The organism is Mucilaginibacter sp. MD40 (assembly GCF_002288635.1).
Lineage (GTDB): Bacteria > Bacteroidota > Bacteroidia > Sphingobacteriales > Sphingobacteriaceae > Mucilaginibacter.
Window position 1 is genome coordinate 4,048,029 of the sequence record NZ_NRSW01000001.1, and the last position, 19,265, is coordinate 4,067,293.

The following is a 19,265-nucleotide window of genomic DNA, read 5'->3' on the forward strand; positions in this document are numbered from 1 at the left end:
TTAATGCCGGAAGAACACACTGATTAACACATAAACGATATACACACATGAAAATGAAAATAATTATCTTAGGCACGGCAGACTGTTTATTAGCAGCCTGTTCCGGTAATCGCAGGGCGTTGAATAGCACAACTTAATTGCACCACCGCGCTTCGATGAATTGTAAATAACATATTCATTCCAGCCATATTATCACTCTCATTTTTAAATACCGCTTGGATATTCAACAAATAAGCGCCATCTGTTACCACGATCTCCCCCGCATTTAGTCCTGATAGAACAGGCACATAAATTTGATTACCCACACCTGCTTTAATCATTGTGGCGAAAAACCACCAAATTGTATTCTCAAGTACAACTATGTCTTAAATTGTAATTATAGATTTCAAAGTTCTGAAATAAGTAGCGGTTTCATTGCGAAAGCTGCTACCAATTCGATCGGACTAAAATGGCAGTTGAGAAATAGTGAGTGATCAATATGGCAGAATTCCCTTTGATCGCTGAATGAGACGAGTGTTGTTAAAGCCAAAATGTGAATACAATACCTAATTAAATGCCCAAAAATACATATTTATAAAAATACTTTTTTCAAAAAACAGATTATGATTCGATGATGTAATACTTATATAAATAAGCTATTAATTAATGTCCTTTTTAACAATCGCGGAACTCAGCGTTTTGATGTTTACCTGTTTTCTACTCTCCAGAATCTGCCGTCCATAATCTGTATGAAACTGGTGTTTCCTCAACATTTCGAGATTCTGTAAATTCCAATCTCGATCTGTAAAGGTTTTATGCAAAATTAAAGACCATTCCGCCCGTAAACGCCCGGCATAATCGTTATAATTTTTTTTGAAAAATGATAGAGATCGGCATCACAAATGATTTGTTCCAACAAGTTTTCCGGTTTCTGTGGAAACCGGGTCGACCAAATGCAGTTTAATACTTTTTCAATGAAAGATCGCTCGCAATTTTCGTTGTTCAGAAAACCATCTGCAATATCAACGCTGGAATTTTCGTGCCCTTCGTATTCAAAGCAGTAACCGGTATCGTGAAACCAAGCCGATACAGCCAGAACATCCAGATCTCCTTCATGCAACGGACTGCTCAGACCAATCTGGTTAACAGCGTAAGCTACATCCTCCGCGTGACCAATATTGTGAAAGTGCATGTTTGCCGGTAGATTTGTTGTTAGAAATTCCCTGACAAATATTTCTGATCTTTTAACTACTTCTAACATCCCCTTACCTTTGTTTTAAAAGTTCAACCAGTTTGTTTTGCTTTTTGATACTGTCCCAGGCCAGTTGCTTCAACTGTTCACTTTTTCCCATTGATACAAAAGCGATACTGATCTGATCCATATTTTCATAAAATTCAATGAGGACAGCTGCCAGCAGCTTGCCGGCTTTGATATTTGGCTGGTAATTGAACCTGCTGAAATGCTGTAAAGCGGCATCAACCGTTAATTTAAAGCGTGCGTCTACCGTTGTTTCTTTGGATTTGACGGACAGAAAACCGACAAAGCGATTACTCATTTGGCTATGAAATCGCTGAAACAGGGCTGATTGTTGTGCAAGGCTGTTTGATGGCCCATTCCTTATTTGGAATTTTACCATGTCGTTCGCTCCGTCGTACAAAGCGAGCATAAGTTTAACATAATAATTATCAGTACCGCTTTCTACCGGGATCGCTTTGAATTTAGCAACACGGGCATTAAGCAATTTGCTCAGGGAGGAATCGACCGACTGAATGTTATTACTTCTTAAGGGAATTGTATGGCCTTGAACACCCTGGGTTAAGCCCAAGCTGCAGTAAATCAATAAAGCTATGATGATGATTTTCATTTATTATATATTAACAAGTCTTATTATATCTATAAAGCATACATAAATTGCCAGCAGTGCCAGGATGACTAATCCGCTGATCTGCAGGTAAGCTGTTATCGTAGTGCTGATTGGCTTTCCCCTGATCGCTTCGATACCAATAAAAAAAGCTTGTCCACCGTCAAGTACAGGCAGCGGCAACAAATTAAAAAAAGCTATTGCGGTGGAAAGTACGGCAAGCAGGCGCCAGAACCGGGGCCAATCGAAACTGCCGCCGAACAATACAGCAATTCCTATCGGTCCTGTTACCGCGTCCGCCACTTTTATCCTACCGCTCAAAATATCATTTAACCCATTGTCTGAAAATGCTGACCATGCACGTCCGGCACCATAGGACAAGTTCTGCGGGACACTGATCTCCACCGGCTTCATTTGAGGGTGTATGGCCTGCAAAGAAAAGCCGAAATGCCCGTCTTTATCCTTGTGTGCAATTACCTGACTGGCCTTTCCATCATGGATAACGGTCAATTGAATCTGCTTTTTTTTGTTCTTTTGCAACCTTACCAAGAAGTCCTCATAGAAATTTAACGGCTTTCCATCAAGTTCGGTTACACGATCGTTTTTTTGGATCCCAGCAGTTTTAAGATCGCTGTTGGTATAAATAGAATCAAATTTAAAGATCGTGCCCATCCTGAAAAATTCGGTAGGTGCCTTATCTGCCAGCAGGCGCATGATCTCAGGGGAGATTTTAAGATGCATATGTACCTTTTCGTTCGCTTTCGTCCTGATAACCGTCAGTATCGTGTTGCCTTTCAGGATACGTGTGCTTAGTAATTCATCTTGATAAAAAACAGAGTCGCCGTCAAGCGCAACTACTTTATCACCCGGTAATAAACCGGCCTTTAAACCAATCTCGCCGGGCAATATCTCATAATCAGTTTTTAATTTGCGGATATAATCTTTGCCGTAAATCGCTGTTTGAACGGAAAAAATCAGAACTGCCAATATCAAATTTAAAAGGACCCCGCCGGACATTACAATTAATCGCTGCCAGGCAGGTTTTGAAGAAAATGATCCTGCTTGCTCGTTGCTTCGACTGCCGTCCTCTTCATCATCAATTTCATGCAAGCCGGTCATTTTTATATAGCCACCTAAGGGTAGCCAGCCTATTCCGTATTCAGTGCCATTTTTTTTAAATTTAACCAGGCTCAAACCCCAGGCATCAAAGAACAAATAAAATTTTTCAACACGAATACCGAATGCTCTGGCGGCAATAAAGTGCCCCAGTTCATGGACTGTTACCAGTATAGAAATGCCCAGTATGAACTGCGCTATCATGATCACTATATCCATATCAGTGTTTATTAGTATAATCTGTCGACCGCGCTACAAAGGATATGGCCGAGCAAAATATGCATTTCCTGTATGCGGGCTGTCGTCCGGCAATTGACATTTAACAAAACATCGGCCAATCCGGCCATTTTTCCACCTCCATTTCCGGAAAATCCCAGGGTGTGGCATTGGATATTTTTTGCCATTTCCAAGCCTCGCAGGACATTTTCACTGTTCCCGCTGGTTGATATGCCGATAACCAGGTCTCCCGGCTGGGATAACGCTTCTACCTGACGTGCGAATACCCTTGAAAAGCCATAATCGCTACTGATCGCTGTGAGTGCTGAAGTGTCCGTTGTCAAGGCAATTGCGGGCAGGCCTTTGCGCTCTTTAACATAGCGCCCGGTAAACTCCGCCGCAATATGCTGGGCGTCGCTGGCTGATCCGCCGTTACCGAATACGAGGATCTTTTTGCCGCCGGAAATAGTGGTGGTAATCAACCTTGCTGCCGCCGCAATTGCATTTAATAATCCGGGTTCATAAAGTGTAGCGACTGTTTCCTGGTGCTCACGGATCGCCATGGTGATCAATTCCTCATTTTCCATCATATTATTCTTCATCATTTTTTTCACTTCCATGTTTGGCCTGCATTTTTTTCTTCCAGTTTGTATACCACGACTGATGGTGCAACGCCAACAGGGCATAAAGCGCGCCTGCTGCTACGAAAGCAATGATCAGCATGTTTAATCCGACTGCCACACCTATCCCGGCCGTGCACCAAATCGTTGCCGCTGTTGTTAATCCGCTGGAACTATTGGTGACATCATTTTTATAAATAATGCCTGCACCTAAAAATCCGATTCCAACGAGAATATTGGCGATGATCCGGGACGCTGCCGCGAGGTCACCCAAATGCTCGCCAATAGCTGTGAATAAGGCCGCACCCATACAGACAGCGGCGTAGGTCCTGATGCCTGCACTCCGGCCATGTTTTTCCCGGTCAAGCCCAATAACGCCGCCGAGTGCTACTGCCAGCAGCAGTTTTAAAACGATTGTCCACTCGCTTTCATTATTCATCATATCATTATAATTCATTACGGTTAATCACATTAATATTATGGGCAATACTTTGCACTGATTTAATCAATATCGTATCATAAAAACCGGAACATTTGCCGCAGAGAATATGAATAAAAATTTCACTTTCGAGTAGAAGCTCCGGTAGGTAAGGGATTCGCTGCGTTCCCAAAAACGAATGCAGATCCTGTTCTGAACCGGACTTAAGCGCAAATACCGTGATAGAAGACGATGTGTCCCCAAAAGTGTCTTCTGGAAAACTTTGCAGCGTCAGCAGGTCTTTAAGTGGAAAATATGCACTTTGCTCCTTAACGACATTGCCGTTACTCAATCTATGGGACAGACTAAATCCAAGATCTGTACCTAATCCCTGAAAATCGTCCGACTGCAAATTGTAATGCCAGTCTGTGGTATATATGACCGGCAATACCTCCGCCAAGAACGGAGAATATCGAATCAGCATGTAACAATTAAGTCCTGACGTTAATTTTTTAGCCAGCGACAGGTAATAGTGCAGGTGCCTGTAATACTGTGTTGTACGATGATCAGCTGCTGTCTGTTTAACGAATAAATAATTGTTCAGCCCTTCACCGGAGGTTTGATTAAACATAATATCCATTGCTCAGCCCTCCATATTTAAAAACCATTCCTGGGCCTGCTTTATAGCTTCCGGCACAATTGACAATTCAGATACCGTGCGCTCTTCTTTCAGTTTGTTGGCGATCTCGATCGCCTTTTCCCGGACCTGTGGCTCCAGGTCATTCATTTCAAAGGGATAGTGCTCATTATTCCAAACCATAGCTGTTATTTTTAATTGTTACCATTCATTCTATTTTTGCATTAAACCGGCAACCACATTAATACTTAATGCAACAATGACGGTATTGAAAGTAAAGGATAGTAAGCCGTGCATCAGGGCAAGCCGCCTGATCCTTTTAGAGGTAATCTGCACATCTGAAACCTGGAACGTCATGCCGATCACGAAAGAAAAATAGCTAAAATCCAGATAATCCGGCTTGTTTTCCTCCGGGAATTGCAAGCCGCCGGGTTTAGGATTTTTACCGTCGGCATCTTTATCAATATCGCAATAATAAAAATGCGCATAACGGAAAGTAAAAATAGTATGCACCAGCACCCAGGAACTGACCACGCAGGCCAGGGAAAGCAGGATATGTAAAGTTAGCTGTTGGGTATTCTTATCACTTCCCGTAGTTCGTAAAAGCAGCAGTATCGCCAGCAGGCTGGCCAGCGATGCAAACACCGCAAAGACAAAAACGATCGTCCGGCTGGAATCCTGCGCATGGGCTTCCCGATGCACTTCGGCGGGATGAATGTTAAATATAGTCAAACCTGATAAGGTCAGCGAAGTGGCAGCATAGGTCAGCCAGGTAACCATGAAATGTACGGATCCTGAGAAACGGCCAAGCGTAACAAAAAAGCAAATCCCCGCCAGACCCAATGAAACATAAAGTTTGTGATGCGCGTCCATACGGTTGATGTTAAATTTTGTTTTTGTTATCATGTTTTCTTTACTGAAATCCTTACTGGTCAAATTACCATTCCCAGGATCATAAAAATTAAAAAGCCGCCGAAAAAAGCAGCCGTTAAAAATGGAGAATCGCGCTCTTCGTGTGCTTCTACCAGCAATTCTTCGGTAACCAGGAATAAAAGTGCCGCTGAACCGAAAGACAGGATCAGCTCTAATACTTTGTCACCTGCCGCATGTAATAGCAACAAGCCAATCAGTGCACCAATGATAAATAACCCGCTTAATCCTAATAAGATGATCATGACAGTTTTCTTCGGCAAAGATGATTCCTGCAAAGTGGTTACTGTTGCCATACCGAGAGAAAAACATTCCAGCGCAAGCGCTAATGCCAGCAATACACCTTCTTTTGCTCCGGCGGCAAAGCCGATTCCCAACAAGATGCCATCGAGTAACAAGTCAACACTGATAGCCGTCAGTATTCCCCAGGGAAGTGATTTGCTTTCTTTTATAATGCTCTCCTTATTCGCCAGTTTCTCGGTATAATGTTTGATTAGCAGCATTGCCGTTATACCCATTGTAAACCCAATTATGATAGATTTCGCATCGTGTATTTTGATCATATCCGGCAAAAGCTCAACGGCGACCACGGAGAACACTACGCCTGCAGCAAAGTGAAGCACAAAACTTTTCACGACTGCGCCAGGCGGCCGGTATAAAGCGATAAGACCGCCAGCACATAACAGTAGCACCGGAATAATGGAAAACAGGATTTCTTTAGTGTTCATTTCGGTATAGTTTTTTTACAGTTGATTCGGCACCTAATCGCTTAAACCAGGTACGGCAAACAATTGCGCTGATCAGCCCTGTGCCCATACCTAATAACACGGTAACCGGCAGATCATCACCTAAATAGATCAGGTTATAAATAAAGATCAAGGCAAAAATCAACATCAATACCTTGATCACGGTAAATCTTTTATCCAAATAAAGACTGACAAAAATTGCAGCGCCGAAGAAAAGCGTGGTTTTTAAACAGACGAATGAGCAATCCACAGAAACAATGGCGCTATAATTATAATGGAATTGATTACAAGAAAAAATCTTCGTGCCAATGCTGTTTAATCCATAAGCAGATAAACCCGCGATGACGAGATAGGCCCCAAGAAATACGCAGTTTCTGAAAAACTTTACCCGGTCGAGACCGATTAATAATAAGACCAGGCAACAATAAAAAGGAATCCAGAAGTAAAAATTTCCAAAGTGCGGCGAAAGAGTATCCATCAAAGGAAACCGGGCGCTATTGATCCCCTGACCTACCTGCCGATTGATAACCGCTAACTTTGTGGTTAGCGCAGCGTTAGCCAGGCACGTAAAAGTGATCACGCTGAAGAATACCAGCCCGACCAGTTGTACAGGAAATTTCATATCTATCTCCTTCATCATCATTTTCAGAATTGGAGGTAAATAAGAAAACCCGCCCCTGCGGTCATGACCAGCAGGCAAAGACCACCCAGTGTATTGGATAGCCATTTATTTGTATAATTACCCATAATCTTTTTATTGTTGGCGATATGCAATACGATAGCTATGATCACCGGACAAGTTACCCCATAAAGGATAGCCGTATATAGCAGCGCATCAACCGGGTTGATCCCGAAATAGTTGATACTCAACCCGAGCAATACCGAAACGATCAAAATCGCATAGAAAGCTTTCGCCTTGCGAAATTTTTTATCCAGGTTACCTTTCAGGCCGAAGGTTTCCGTTACGATATAGGACAAGGAGCCGCTTAATACCGGGATGGCTAAAAATCCAGTTCCAATAATCCCTAATGCAAACAGCAAATAGGAAAATTTACCGGCAACAGGTTCCAGAGCTTTAGCCGCCTGCTCAACCGTATCAATATTTCTGATACCGTGGCTATATAATGCGGTACCGGTCGCCAGTATGGTAAAAAACATGATCAGGTTGGAAAGGAACATACCCAGATTAACATCAATGCTCATTTTTTGGATCAGTAGTTCCAACAGCCGGCTTTCGCGTTTTTTGCCGTTGTCGGGAAAACTATCGCTAACAGACAACAATCTTTTATTGATCATGATCTGCCTTTTAACCGCTTTTACATCTTCAGCTTCCATAGCGGTTTGCCAGAAAAACAGGTAGGGGGAGATGGTCGTGCCTAATATCGCCACCAACACGCCTATAAAATCCTTATCCCATTTGATCGTCGGCATCAGTGTTTGCTTTAAGACTATACCCCAGTCGGGTTTAGTAAAAAAAGGCACAGCGATATACAACAACAAGGTGAGGCATAAATACTTCAGCACTGCGGCTAACTTTTGATAAGGCAGGTACACAATAAAAAATAACAGCAGGCCTGTAAAGAGTATACTGAAAAAAATGGCCCGAACCGATGGAAACAGCAGATTAGCAACCGCGCCCATCGCGGCGATATCCGCCCCGATATTCAGGATTATAGCAGGAACGCTGAAAATCACCATCAGATAAAGCACAGGTTTACCATAGTGCTTTTTCAGCGTAGTGGTCAGCCCCGCGGAAGTAATCAGGCCGATTCTGGCGCACATTTCCTGGATGGCGGCCATCAAGGGGAAAGTAATTAGCACCGTCCATAATGTAGCGATACCATATTTTGCGCCTGCCTGTGAATAAGTCGCGATACCCGACGGGTCGTCGTCACTTGCACCTGTTACGATCCCCGGCCCTAACGCGCCGAAGAATTTTTTTACTTTTTTAAGCATCTTTTTTCTTTTCCGTTTTAGCTACATTTTTATGGTCATTATCATAAGCCAGCAGCCGAAGTGCGTTGAACACAACAAGTAAGGTTGATCCCTCGTGAGCGATCACGGCCGGCCCGATTGAGGCGATGCCTAAAATGGTAAGCGGTATCAGTGCAGCTACTACACCCAGGCTGATCCAAAGATTTTGTTTGATGATACCCTTTGCTTTACGACTCAATCCAATAGCAAATGGCAGGCTTTCCAGTTTATCCCCCATCAAGGCAATATCAGCGGTTTCTAATGCTACATCTGACCCCGCAGCTCCCATAGCGATGCCTACAGTACTTTTGGCCATAGCCGGCGCGTCATTCACACCGTCGCCAATCATGGCAACCATTTTTTCCGACTTGTCCAGTTTTTGTACAGCCTTCACCTTGTCTTCCGGCATCAGGTCGCCCCAGGCCTCCGTAATGCCGATCTGTTTGGCAACCGAATCCGCGACCTGCTGGTTATCACCGGTGAGCATGATCATTTTTTTGATACCTAAACCGCTTAGTTCAGAAAGGACGTGCTTGGCTTCTTTGCGCGGTACATCCATTAACGACAGTAAGCCGATGAAATCCTTGTCCCTTTTGACCAGCATCGTTGTATGTCCTTGCTTTTCCAGGTCTTCAACTTGCTTAAGTATCCCATCGGGTATGCTTTTTGCAAATAACGCTTTATTCCCAATAAGAACTTTTTTTCCGTTAACTTCAGCTTGTACGCCCCTGCCTGTAATACCTTTCACATGATGCGCTTCCGGGATATGGGCCTTTTTCAGTTTTTCCATGGCTCCATTAACGATAGCCTCTGCGAGGGGGTGGTCACTTAATTTTTCCACCGCTACCGCCACTGTCAGCAGTTCCTCTTCGGTTATTTTATCAAATGGGATCGCATTAGTTAATTGCGGCTTGCCTTCCGTTAAAGTTCCGGTTTTGTCAAAAGCAATTGCATTCAGAGAACCGAGGTCCTCCAAGGGTCTTCCGCCTTTGATGAGCACACCACCACGGGCTGCACGGGCTACGCCGGCAAGTACGGCGCTTGGCGTTGATATCGCAAGAGCACAAGGGCTTGCTGCAACCAGCACCGACATGGCGCGGTAAAAGCTTTTGCTGAACGGTTCATCAATCACCAGGTAAGCAAAACACAGCGCTGTAACCAAGATTAACACTGCCGGCACGAAGAACTTTTCGAATTTATCGGTGAACAGCTGAGTCGGAGATTTTTGCTTTTCTGCTTCGTTGACCATTTTCACCAAACGGGATATGGTAGAATCTTTGGCCTCTTTGATCACTTTCACCTCTAAAGCGGAAGCACCGTTGATCGTTCCTGCAAAAACCCTGTATTGCGGTTTGATGCTGACATCCTTGCTATAATCTTTTCCGGCATCAGGCACCGGAGATTTATCTACTGGCACACTTTCGCCCGTGATCGGTGCCTGGTTCACACTGCTTTCACCTTTAACGACTACACCATCGGCCGGTATCTTGCTGTTAGGTTTAATAATAATGACGTCACCTAACACCAGTTCTTCAATTCGAACTTCTTCCTGTTTGCCGTCGCGTGAAACGAGCGCCGTAGGCGGTGCGAGACTGGTAAGTGCCGCGATAGATTTTCGGGCTTTGGCCATCGCGTAATGTTCCAGGGAGTGCCCCAGGCTGAACAGGAACAACAATAATGCGCCTTCAGCCCAGGAGCCTAAAATAGCCGCCCCGATAGCCGCCACAAGCATCAGGAAATCGATCTCGAAGCCACCCTTAAGAATGGTCTGCACTGCTTCCCTGGCCGTGAAGAATGCTCCAAAGAAATATGCGACGATATAGAGGGACAGGCTTATCCAGGAAGGCAGGCCGGTAACGAATGTAAGGCCCCAGCCAGCTCCAAGTGCCGCACCGCAAATGGCAGCGAAGATCATTTCCGTGTTTTTTCCGAAAATTCCGCCATGCTCATGGCCTTCTTCTTCATCGTGGTCATCTCCCTCTTTGTGGTTATGCCCGTCTTTGGGCGCATCTTTTGCCTTAGGTTTGCCTTTTTTTATGCCGTCTGAAGATGAACCTGCTGTTTTCTTTACTGGTTCTCCCTTTACTGCCGATGTCATATTTTTGTTGTTTTTCATAGCGTTTGGTATTAAATATTTAAACAGGCCCATCATAACGGCTTACTCTTCTTCGCTGTTTTTCATTTTAGATAGTAGGTCATAGGCGCCTTTCAATACGATCCTTCCTTTGAAAGGCTGGTCGGTAGATAATTGCACCTCAGTAAACCCACCGTCGGATATGCCGGTGGTCACTTCAACCATTTCAAAATGAAATGATTCCCCGGCTGCTTCTTTTATACTTTCCGGTTCATCTTTTTCATGCTGGTGGGCATTACTTTGTTTTACCTCCGTGTGTACAAAAACATATTTTTTACCCTGAAAATCGACGATGGCCGTTTCCGGCAACGCGGTGACTTGGCTCGTCCCGGTTTCGATATAGGCTTTCAAATAGGTCCCGGGAATAAATTTGATGCTGCCCTTGGCAATAGCGTGCACTGTAACCGTTTTATCCGCATTGATCTCGCGCCCCACAAGCTGAACAACCGCTATGCGGTCTGTTGAATCGTTGGAAAGGTTAAAGCGAACCTTTTGCCCCGGTTTAACTTTTTCCGCATCTTTTTCGAAAACATTCAGTTCAACATGCAAGTTGGAACTGTTTACGATCTCGAACATAACATCATTGGGATTAACAAACTTGCCGGTATTCACATTAACCTTAGTTACATAGCCGCTGATCGGCGCGTAGATATTGATAGAACTTCGGATATTGCCTGCCGTCAAGCTCTCCGGGCTAATATTGATCAGCCGGAGGCGCTGCTTCAGGGCATTTTCTCTTGCCAGCATCGTCTGGTACTGCGCTTTGGATTGTTGCAAGACCTTTTGAGAATTGACATTTTGCTGAGACAGTTCCTGCTGCCTTTTGTATTCTGTATCACTTAGCTCCAATTGACTCTTGCTCTCCAGATAGTCTTGTTGCAGCTGTACATAGTCCTGGTTTTGCAGAACGGCGATCACTTCGCCTTTGCTCACACTGCTGCCCTGCAATAATGGCGTGGATTTGACGATCCCACCCATCTGTGTGGTAATACTGACAAGGTTCTGTGGCGGAACATCGATAAAGCCATTAACTTTCAGTAGTCCGGCAAGGTTTTTAGGTTCTGCTGAACCTAAACTAATATCGATCGCCTTGTATTGGGCTGCGGTCACTTCTACGGTATTTTTATCTTCTTGATGGGCCGTATCCGGCTTGGCCTCGGCAGTAGAATTTTCCGCCGGCTTGCTGCCGCAAGAACTGATGAAGAATGGGAGGGCTATAGTAACAGCCAGTTTTCCTATGGATTGAATGGTAAATTTCATATGCTTAATTATAAACCGATAAGGTATTGGAGCGTGTAAACAGATTGATTGTATTGATTAATAGCTTGCAGGTAATTGAACCTGATCTCAGAATAGGTACGGAGCGCCTGGGCAAATTCGATATAGCCGATATCTCCGCTCTGAAACGCGATCTGACCTTGTTTCAGGATAAGGTTGGTATTTGGCAGCGCGCTCTGTTCATAATATTCGATGCTTCGCGCGTTCTTCAACACATCCTGATAGGCTTGCTGATACTGGCTTTGCAGATTGACCTGGTAGAGGTTATACTGGGATTCGGAAACCTGTTTGTCAATCTTTGCTGCCTTTATTCGTGCCGCGTAAGGTTTGAAAAATAAGGGGACTGAAATACCGGCCTGTATTCCCTGGAAGCGGTTCGAGCCTGAAAAGCTGCGGTCTTGCCCATTGATATTCTGTATACCGATCAGTGACTGGTTGAAATAGCCTACCGTAAAATCAGGCCCGGAGCGTGATTTCTCTAAACGGATATTTTTATCAGCGATCACGATCTGCTGTTTTTGGTAGGCCAGCAGCGGGTTTCTCACAATACTGCTGTCTGAAAAAGGAACTACCTCCGTTGTTTTAACGAATTGTTCCGGCATCACGGTCACACTATCTGCGGTGTTAAGCAAACGTTTGAGCTCCGATTTTGCCGCTAATATATCAGACTGGTTTTTCATCATCTGATTTTTGACCTCATTGTATTGTGTTTCCGCAGTGGTCTTTTCAAGCAGGTTTGTTTCGCCGGTCTTGTAACGAAGCCCGGCTGCCTTTAGAAAGGCACTGTAAATGGAATCCTGAGTGAAGTACAGCTTTTGCAGTGCAACAAAATAGGTGAGCTGTGTATAGGCCTGTCTGACCTCATACGTAAGCTGATTTTTTGTCACGTTCAGGCCGATCTCCGCTGCGCCGATCCGGGCGTTGTAAACCTCGCGCTGATTTTTGTATAAGCCCGGGAATGGAATATTCTGCTGAATGCTGATGTTATTATCCCTTTTTACACTATTGATCTGCCCATATTGAATATTGAAATCCGTTTTTCCCAGTTCAGTTGCGCTGCCTTTAAGCGCTTGCTGCTGGGTAATCTGCAGGCGCGATGATTGCACATTTTGATTGTTCGCAACGGCTGTACTGATCGCCTGCTGGATACTCAATGGTTGAGTTGGAACAGTCTGGGCTTTAGCAGGTAACCCGAATAAAACCAGCAGGGCTATAACGGCAACCGGCACAGCCTTAACCTTTTTGGTCTCCCGCCATTTTTCGAAATAGGTATATAACACAGGTAAAACAATTAAAGTTAGAATAGTAGAAGTGATGAGTCCGCCTATCACAACAGTAGCCAGTGGTTTCTGTACTTCGGCACCGGCCGCAGTGGAGATCGCCATCGGCAGGAACCCGAGCGAAGCCACGGTTGCAGTCATTAATACAGGCCTGAGGCGAACTTCAGTACCCTCCAGGACGATCGCTTTCAGATCTTTTTTGCCTGATTTTTTCAAACGGTTAAATTCGGTGATCAGAACGATACCATTCAGCACCGCTACACCGAATAGTGCGATAAAACCGACGCCAGCGGAAATACTGAACGGCATTCCCCGTATAAGCAGGGCGAATACACCGCCGATGGCGGCCATAGGTATGGCTGAGAAAATAAGTATGGACTGGTTAAATGAACCAAAAGAAAAATAAAGCAGCAAAATGATAAGCAACAAAGCCACCGGTACCGCTACTGAAAGGCGCTTGGTTGCTTCTTTTAGGTTCTCGAACTGTCCGCCGTAAGTAATATAGTACCCTGCAGGCAGTTTGATCTGTTGGTCTATCTTCTGTTGAATTTCGGTAACCACACTTTGAATATCCCGGCCACGTACGTTCAACCCGACGATGATGCGCCTTTTGGTATCTTCGCGCTGGATCTGGTTAGGTCCGATCTGGAAAGATACATCAGCCAATTGTTCCATCGGCACCTGGTTACCATTTGGTGCGGTCACGTAGAGATTTTTGACATCATTAATGCCCTGGCGATTGGCCAGAGAAAGGCGGACCACCATATCATAACGTTTCTCACCCTCATAGACCAAACCCGCCGATTGACCGGCAAACGCGGTATTAAGCGCCTGATTAACCGTACCAATGCTTAGACCGTACTGGGCTACTTTGTCCCGGTTGATCTTGACCACAATTTGCGGTAAGCCGGTAGCCTGTTCCAGGTAAACGTCTTTCGCTCCCTGTACTGAACTAACGATCTTGCCGATTTTTTTAGAAAGATCAGTAAGTCCGTCGAGATCATCTCCGAATATTTTGATTCCGATATCCTGCCGCACACCCGAGATGAGTTCATTAGAGCGTAGCTGGATAGGTTGTGAAAAACCGAATGTCACACCCGGAACTTCCTCTAATGCTTCTGCCATAAGATTAGCCAATTCTTCGCGGCTGTGCGTCGTGGTCCATTCCTTTTTGTCCTTCAGGATGACCGTGAGATCGCAGGCATCCATAGGCATTGGATCGGTCGGAATCTCCGCTGCGCCGATTTTACCGATAACCTCTTTAACTTCGGGAAACTTCTTCACGAGGATTTGAGAGGCCTGATTGACTTTATCGATGGTTTGCGAAAGGGAACTGCCGGTGAGCAGGCGGGTTTCCACGGCAAAGTCACCTTCTTCCAGCGTCGGGATAAATTCACCTCCCATACGGGTAAAGACGAATATGCTGACAACAAGCAAAGCAACTGAACTACCTACTACGATCAGCCGTTTGTTCAGTGCGCCTTTGATCAGCGGCAAGTAACGGCGGTGGATCGCATCCATCATCCGGTCAGAAAAATTCTTTTTATGACTTTGGTTCTTACTTAAGGCCAGTGAAGAAACCATAGGTACATAAGTTAGCGACAGTAAGAATGCGCCAAGTATGGCAAAAGATACCGTTTGTGCCATAGGGCCGAACATTTTGCCTTCAATTCCGACAAGGGCCAGGATAGGGAGATAAACGATCAGGATAATGATCTGACCAAACGCAGCAGCGCTCATCATTCTTCCGGCAGACTGCTCGACCTGCTCGTTCATCTCCTTTTGCGTAAAGGGGCGTCCTGGATTATTGACCGCTAGCACATGCATGGTCGCTTCCACGATAATAACGGCACCATCGACTATAAGGCCGAAATCGATCGCGCCAAGACTCATCAAATTACCTGAAACGCCGAAAACGTTCATCAGGCAAATAGCAAAAAGCATCGCCAGCGGTATAACCGAGGCAACGACAAGACCTGCCCTGATGTTCCCGAGGAATAGCACCAGTACGAAAATTACAATAAGTGCACCCTCGATCAGGTTTTTAGCGACGGTGCCGATTGCCCTGTCGACTAACGCGCTGCGGTCAAGGAACGGCTCTACGGTCACCCCCTCGGGTAGTGTTTTGTTAATACGTGTGATCTTTTCTTTTACCAGCTTAACGACATTGTTAGCATTGGCGCCTTTGAGCATCATTACAATGCCGCCGACAGCTTCGCCTTCACTATTCGTCGTCGAACGGGTTAAAGCACCATAGCGTATGGAATTGCTGATCCCTACGTTTGCGATATCCCTAATGAGTACGGGTAAACCATTTGCATTGTTCTTGACTACGATCTTGTTGATATCATCAACGGTACCGACCAGACCTTCACTGCGAATAAAATAGGCATTCGGCTTTTTATCGATGTAGGCTCCGCCGGTATTTTGGTTATTTTGTTCCAGTGCATTAAATACATCGCTGATACTTAAATTTAAACTGCGCAGCTTGTCCGGGTCAAGGGCGATCTCATATTGCTTAAGTAAACCTCCAAAACTGTTGACTTCGGCGATCCCTGGGGTACCAAGCAGTTGCCTGCGAACGATCCAGTCTTGGATGCTCCGTAATTCGCGGGCATCATACTTCTTTTCAAAACCGGGTTTAGCGTGAATTACGTATTGATAGATCTCACCAAGACCGGTTGATATGGGCGAGATTTCGGGGTTACCAAGACCAGCCGGAATATTATTTTTTGCTTCGGACAGCTTTTCGTTAACCTGCTGCCGTGCCCAATAAATGTCTACCTTATCGTGAAAAACGATAGTAACCACCGAAAGTCCGAAACGGGATAGTGAACGTACTTGCTCTATCTCGGGAATGGTAGCCATCGTTTGCTCTACCGGGTAGGAGATAAGTCTTTCCACTTCCTGCGTGGCAAGGGACGGGCTGAGCGTGATTACCTGTACCTGATTGTTAGTAATATCGGGAACGGCGTCTATAGGCAATTTATTCAAAGAATAAATTCCCCAAGCGATCAGGGCGAGCGTAAATAGCCCAATGACCAACTTATTATTGATGGAAAAATTGATTATTTTATTTAACATGTGAATTTAGTGCTTAGTTACCATATGGTAATATTTCATGGCAATGCCAATCATCGCCAGAACCATTACGATCACAATAATGACCAGTGAAATAATTCTGATAACGCGCATCCATGTTGGTTTAGGCTGGATTTTTTTTCCATAGTAAACCACACGGTGCTTGTTTGGCAGTGCTCTCTTTTTTCGAGCCATACCTGATGAATAAATTATTAAATAGAAATTTTCACGCGTTTAGCATGAGAGAGAAGAGAAGTCTTAGGAAAATAATTTGGGAGGTTGCCAAATAACTATGCTCCTGTTTTTGATCTTTGATGTAGGCAGTTCCGGATAGAACTTTAACACCTCTACGGGTATTGAAAATAATAGGGGTCTTATAACGGTTAGTGTTGGCGAATTACAACAGGAACACTGACAAAACGGGGAACAATGATCCTGAACCGGGTTAGCCCCCCGGTGGCCTTGATCGACGGCTACTTTTGTGAGCGTTTTAGACGCGGCATTACTGTCTTTGCAGGGCATGAGCCCCAGCACAAGTATCACAGCGCACATAAATAAACTCCAAAATTTCATTATTGGCAAAAATACACAACTAAATCTATAAATACAAATTCCACTTTTATAGCAAAATTCATGTTAAGCATCATCGGATCCATCCGATTTCTGATGTAAATATATAACAATTTGATTAGTTGTAACAGCTTCGCATATTGTATATTATAACTGAGTCAAAACAATCAATCAAGTTGCAAGCCTCAAAGTCCGCGTCTGTTTATATCTACTAATTTAGTCACAAAAACATTAAACGTTTAATGCAACAGAATGGATCAAGTTTTATTGACTTTTTAAGTTTGCATAAGAATATTTATATTTAACTATTTAAGAAATTAAAATTTGTACGGTGAGAAACAGTCTTTAGCGTCGAGGTTATGATGTTACTTAGTTATATGCGTGATTTATTCCAACTTAATTTTCTGTATTCTCACCGCATTCAGGATCGCCAATAGCGCAACTCCTACATCAGCAATAACCGCTTCCCATAAATTAGCTACCCCGCCTGCGCCAAGAATCAAAACAATGACTTTAACCACCATGGCGATAGTGATGTTCTGCCACACGATCCGTTTGGTTATTCGTCCGATTTTTATAGCGGCGGTAATTTTAGAAGGCTGGTCGTTCTGAATAACGATGTCTGCCGTTTCAATGGTCGCATCGCTGCCCACCCCCCCCATCGCAATCCCGGCATCAGCCAATGCCACTACCGGCGCGTCATTTACACCATCACCTACAAAAGCTATCCGGCTGCCGGCGTTCTTGTATTCCTGTACTTTCTGTACTTTTCCGTCCGGCAACAAGTCGCCAAAGGCTTTATCAAGCCCTAATAATTTAGCCACCTTATCCACAACAGCTTGTTTATCCCCTGATAACATTACTGTTTGAATTTTTAAGCTGTGCATCTGCTCAATCGCCTGTTTGGCATCTTCTTTTATTTCATCAGCTATGGTTAGATAACCGGCATACTTTTCATCGATGGCAACCACAACCACCGTATCAACCAGTTGATCTACTTCCGGCGGGTAAGCGATATTGAATTTTTTTAGCAATTTGGCATTACCGGCTAAAACAGTTTTACCCTCAACTACCCCTTTTAAACCATGCCCGGATATTTCTTCAACATCTTTAGCTTTGAGATCACCTAAAGCCTTGCCTGCATAGGCGACTACCGCTTTGGCAATCGGGTGGGTAGAATTACTTTCGATAGCCGCAGTGACCCTGACCAGTTCTTTTTGGTCAAAGCCATCGGTAACCACCTCCTGAACATTAAAAACGCCTTTGGTCAGCGTACCCGTTTTATCCATAATAACCGTATTAATGGTGGTCATTACGTCTAAGAAATTTGAACCTTTAAAAAGGATACCGTTGCGGGAGGCCAGGCCTATGCCACCGAAATAACCCAATGGAATAGATACGACTAATGCGCAAGGGCAACTGATCACCAGGAATACCAGGGCCCGGTAAAACCATTGGTAGAAATTGTAAGGGTCTGTAAAAAAATAAGGCGCAAAGCAAACCAATAGTGCCAGCGCGAATACTATAGGTGTGTAGATCTTAGCAAAACGGCTGATAAAGAGCTGCGTTTGTGATTTTCGGGCGGTAGCATCCTGCACCATTTCCAATATCTTACTTAGCTTACTATCTTTAAAAAGTGATTTAACCTGAATTTCTGACACTTTATCGAGATTGATCATCCCGGCTAAAACTGTTTCGCCTTTCCTTTTTGTATCAGGTTTACTCTCCCCGGTGAGGGCAGCCGTGTTAAAAGTGGCGGCATCTGAATAAAGCTCACCATCAAGTGCAACCTTTTCACCGGCTTTAACCTGGATGATCTCATCTACTTTGATCTCTTTCGGGTCGCTTACCAATGTTTTGCCATCACGCATGACGGTTACTTTATCAGGCCTGATATCCAGCAATGCTTTAATGCTTTTCTTAGCTTTGTTTACTGCCGCATCCTGGAACCATTCTCCAATAGAATAAAACACCATTACTGCCACACCCTCACTGTAAGAGCCGATACTGAAAGCGCCCAATGTGGCGATACTCATTAAAAAGAACTCATTAAAAAAATCAAAGTGTTTGGCTTTACGCCAGGCCATTCCTAAAACATTATACCCGGCCAATAAGAATGCCCCCGAAAATATGATCAGATTAAAAGGAAAAGGCGGCTGGTATTTAAAACCAAATTCCAGCGTCAGCATGACCAGCAATATCGCTAATGCCGTGAGCAGGGGCCAATGACTTTGCCAGCCTTCTTCTTCAGTGGGTTTGTTCAGATCAAGAACTTCTTCGTCATCTTCGCCCTCGTCCGCTTTCAGTTCGCGATCCTGATCTTTAATGATATTCACCTGGGGACTGTCGTTTTTAGCGGGCGCATTAGGATGAGCCGTTATTATTGGTGTCTGCTTATTTTTAATCTCTTTCATAATTTTTTTT

The 19,265-nt window shown here is 44.4% G+C and carries 18 protein-coding genes; all 18 read right to left on the bottom strand.

The features are described from left to right. Positions 1-89: 89 nt before the first annotated feature. On the bottom strand, positions 90-320 hold the full coding sequence (locus CKK33_RS18205) for a hypothetical protein (protein WP_095705484.1): 231 nt from the start codon (positions 318-320) through the stop codon (positions 90-92). A gap of 482 nt (positions 321-802) precedes the next feature. Then, positions 803-1,240 carry an HD domain-containing protein gene (locus tag CKK33_RS18210; protein WP_095705485.1) on the bottom strand — a complete coding sequence of 146 codons (438 nt, stop codon included), beginning with the start codon at positions 1,238-1,240 and terminating at the stop codon, positions 803-805. Between the two features lie 4 nt (positions 1,241-1,244). Further along, positions 1,245-1,844 (bottom strand): hypothetical protein, encoded by a 600-nt coding sequence (locus tag CKK33_RS18215; protein ID WP_095705486.1) that lies wholly within the window; start codon positions 1,842-1,844, stop codon positions 1,245-1,247. Between the two features lie 3 nt (positions 1,845-1,847). Next, positions 1,848-3,161, bottom strand: coding sequence for an RIP metalloprotease RseP (gene rseP / locus CKK33_RS18220; protein ID WP_233138283.1), 1,314 nt, complete (start codon positions 3,159-3,161; stop codon positions 1,848-1,850). A gap of 26 nt (positions 3,162-3,187) precedes the next feature. After that, positions 3,188-3,793 carry a D-sedoheptulose 7-phosphate isomerase gene (locus CKK33_RS18225; protein ID WP_233138258.1) on the bottom strand — a complete coding sequence of 202 codons (606 nt, stop codon included), beginning with the start codon at positions 3,791-3,793 and terminating at the stop codon, positions 3,188-3,190. Beyond that, the gene (locus CKK33_RS18230; RefSeq protein WP_233138259.1) at positions 3,765-4,250 is read right to left on the bottom strand and encodes an MgtC/SapB family protein; all 486 of its coding nucleotides are present in this window, start codon (positions 4,248-4,250) and stop codon (positions 3,765-3,767) included. The genes CKK33_RS18225 and CKK33_RS18230 overlap by 29 nt, the downstream gene beginning before the upstream one ends. After that, positions 4,240-4,851 carry a hypothetical protein gene (locus tag CKK33_RS18235; protein WP_095705488.1) on the bottom strand — a complete coding sequence of 204 codons (612 nt, stop codon included), beginning with the start codon at positions 4,849-4,851 and terminating at the stop codon, positions 4,240-4,242. The genes CKK33_RS18230 and CKK33_RS18235 overlap by 11 nt, the downstream gene beginning before the upstream one ends. A gap of 3 nt (positions 4,852-4,854) precedes the next feature. Then, on the bottom strand, positions 4,855-5,031 hold the full coding sequence (locus CKK33_RS19650; protein WP_198952498.1) for a hypothetical protein: 177 nt from the start codon (positions 5,029-5,031) through the stop codon (positions 4,855-4,857). Positions 5,032-5,061: 30 nt separating this feature from the next. Next, complete coding sequence (locus CKK33_RS18240) at positions 5,062-5,721, bottom strand: DUF1345 domain-containing protein (protein ID WP_233138260.1); 660 nt, start codon at positions 5,719-5,721, stop codon at positions 5,062-5,064. 59 nt (positions 5,722-5,780) lie between these two features. Beyond that, positions 5,781-6,506: a ZIP family metal transporter gene (locus tag CKK33_RS18245; RefSeq protein WP_095705489.1), complete on the bottom strand. Its 726-nt coding sequence runs from the start codon at positions 6,504-6,506 to the stop codon at positions 5,781-5,783. Beyond that, positions 6,496-7,251: a hypothetical protein gene (locus CKK33_RS18250; protein WP_143822996.1), complete on the bottom strand. Its 756-nt coding sequence runs from the start codon at positions 7,249-7,251 to the stop codon at positions 6,496-6,498. The genes CKK33_RS18245 and CKK33_RS18250 overlap by 11 nt, the downstream gene beginning before the upstream one ends. Continuing rightward, positions 7,170-8,480 carry an Nramp family divalent metal transporter gene (locus CKK33_RS18255; protein WP_095705491.1) on the bottom strand — a complete coding sequence of 437 codons (1,311 nt, stop codon included), beginning with the start codon at positions 8,478-8,480 and terminating at the stop codon, positions 7,170-7,172. Before CKK33_RS18255 ends, CKK33_RS18250 begins: the two co-directional genes overlap by 82 nt. After that, complete coding sequence (locus CKK33_RS18260) at positions 8,473-10,596, bottom strand: heavy metal translocating P-type ATPase (protein WP_198952499.1); 2,124 nt, start codon at positions 10,594-10,596, stop codon at positions 8,473-8,475. The genes CKK33_RS18255 and CKK33_RS18260 overlap by 8 nt, the downstream gene beginning before the upstream one ends. Positions 10,597-10,656: 60 nt before the next feature. Next, on the bottom strand, positions 10,657-11,892 hold the full coding sequence (locus tag CKK33_RS18265) for an efflux RND transporter periplasmic adaptor subunit (RefSeq protein ID WP_095705493.1): 1,236 nt from the start codon (positions 11,890-11,892) through the stop codon (positions 10,657-10,659). A gap of 8 nt (positions 11,893-11,900) precedes the next feature. Then, complete coding sequence (locus CKK33_RS18270) at positions 11,901-16,274, bottom strand: CusA/CzcA family heavy metal efflux RND transporter (protein ID WP_095705494.1); 4,374 nt, start codon at positions 16,272-16,274, stop codon at positions 11,901-11,903. A 6-nt stretch (positions 16,275-16,280) separates the two neighbouring features. Next, positions 16,281-16,466 (bottom strand): hypothetical protein, encoded by a 186-nt coding sequence (locus CKK33_RS19760; RefSeq protein ID WP_095705495.1) that lies wholly within the window; start codon positions 16,464-16,466, stop codon positions 16,281-16,283. A gap of 63 nt (positions 16,467-16,529) precedes the next feature. After that, positions 16,530-16,844 carry a DUF6660 family protein gene (locus tag CKK33_RS19915; RefSeq protein WP_369803581.1) on the bottom strand — a complete coding sequence of 105 codons (315 nt, stop codon included), beginning with the start codon at positions 16,842-16,844 and terminating at the stop codon, positions 16,530-16,532. Positions 16,845-17,227: 383 nt separating this feature from the next. Continuing rightward, positions 17,228-19,255: a heavy metal translocating P-type ATPase gene (locus tag CKK33_RS18280; RefSeq protein WP_095705496.1), complete on the bottom strand. Its 2,028-nt coding sequence runs from the start codon at positions 19,253-19,255 to the stop codon at positions 17,228-17,230. Between the last annotated feature and the right edge of the window lie 10 nt (positions 19,256-19,265).